Genomic DNA, 1344 nt, shown 5'->3' with positions numbered 1-1344 from the left:
AGCTAGAGCAAAAATCAAATAGTGAAGACTTCAGCGAAGTTTTGCCATTTGTAAAGATGCTAAATTCAAAAGCGGCTTACTCTAAGTCAAGAAAATGCTCAAGCGATGAATTTGTCGAGATGATAAATAAATGTGTAGCTCAGGTAAAGACAAAAGATGATCTAAGGGTATTTAAACTCTTTTTTGAGGCCGTTATAGGCTTTGCTAAAAAATAAGGAGAGAATATGAAAATTTTAACTTTAAAGGGACAAATAGAGCTTTTAAGCGGACTTCATATAGGTGGCGGCGATGATACTATGAAGATAGGCGGCATAGACTCGCAGGTGATAAAAGATATAAATACAAATAAGCCTTACATCCCCGGAAGCTCGTTAAAAGGTAAAATGAGAAGCTTGCTAGAGTGGAATAATAGGCTAGTTGGATATGGTGAAGGAGAAGTCTTTAACTCTAAAATTTTAGAAAAAGTACCAGAGCCAGATAAAAAAGCGGCACAAAATTTACTAAAAATTTTTGGCGATAAAGAGAATAAATTTGGCATTACTAGGATAAGCGTTGGTGATTGTTTGTTATCTAAAGAGTGCGAAGGGCTAAAACTAAGCGAAGCAAAATATGAAAACGTGATCAACAGAGAAAGTGGAACCGCCGAGCATCCTCGCCAGATCGAGCGTGTGCCAGCTGGAGTGAAATTTGACCTTATTATCAGACTAAAAGTTTTTGATGAAAAAGAGCCTTATAATGACAACGAAAACGAGCTAAAAGAGATGGTTGAGAGCGGACTTAAGTTAATACAAAACGACTATCTAGGCGGTAGCGGCTCAAGAGGTTACGGAAGGGTTGAATTTACAAATTTAAGGTGGGAATAATGACACTTTATAAAACTACCATAACGCCCAAGTCAAATTTTACAACGCCACTAAAGGGCGATACTTTGTTTGGACAAATTTGCTGGGCGATCAGATATAGGTTCAGAGAAAATAGGCTAAATGAGTTACTAAGTGACTATGACAAAAAGCCATTTTTGATAGTGTCTGATGGCTTTGCTAGCGGGTATCTGCCAAAGCCTAGCATGCCAAGTCATCTTTTGGGCGAAAATTTGGAGCTAAAAAAAGAAAATAGGAAGAAAATTTGGCTTAGCATGGAGGATCTGCAAGGTGGAAATTTCAAAAATGCCAAAACAAGTGCTGAAGCTGGCTATGAGCTAACAAAAAACGCAACGATAAAAAACTCCATAAACTACCATACGTTTACGACCGATGAGAGCGGTAAATTTGCGCCTTATGCTTTAATGGAGATGAAATTTAGCAAGCAAGATATCTACTTTTTGCTAGATGATAAATTTAAACT

The 1344-nt window shown here is 37.4% G+C and carries 3 protein-coding genes; all 3 read left to right on the top strand.

The genetic code is table 11. The features are described from left to right. Positions 1-215: type III-A CRISPR-associated protein Csm2 (gene csm2, locus Q0296_RS04010; protein ID WP_298036818.1), on the top strand; the 215-nt coding region annotated here is incomplete at its 5' end. Positions 216-224: 9 nt separating this feature from the next. Continuing rightward, positions 225-863 (top strand): type III-A CRISPR-associated RAMP protein Csm3, encoded by a 639-nt coding sequence (gene csm3, locus Q0296_RS04005; protein WP_298036815.1) that lies wholly within the window; start codon positions 225-227, stop codon positions 861-863. After that, the coding region (locus tag Q0296_RS04000; RefSeq protein WP_298036812.1) for a hypothetical protein at positions 863-1344 on the top strand (482 nt) is incomplete at its 3' end. The genes csm3 and Q0296_RS04000, both read left to right, overlap by 1 nt.

Source organism: uncultured Campylobacter sp., assembly GCF_937890585.1.
Lineage (GTDB): Bacteria > Campylobacterota > Campylobacteria > Campylobacterales > Campylobacteraceae > Campylobacter_A.
Note: the sequence above shows the minus strand (reverse complement) of the source record. Positions and strands in the feature narration are given on the sequence as shown.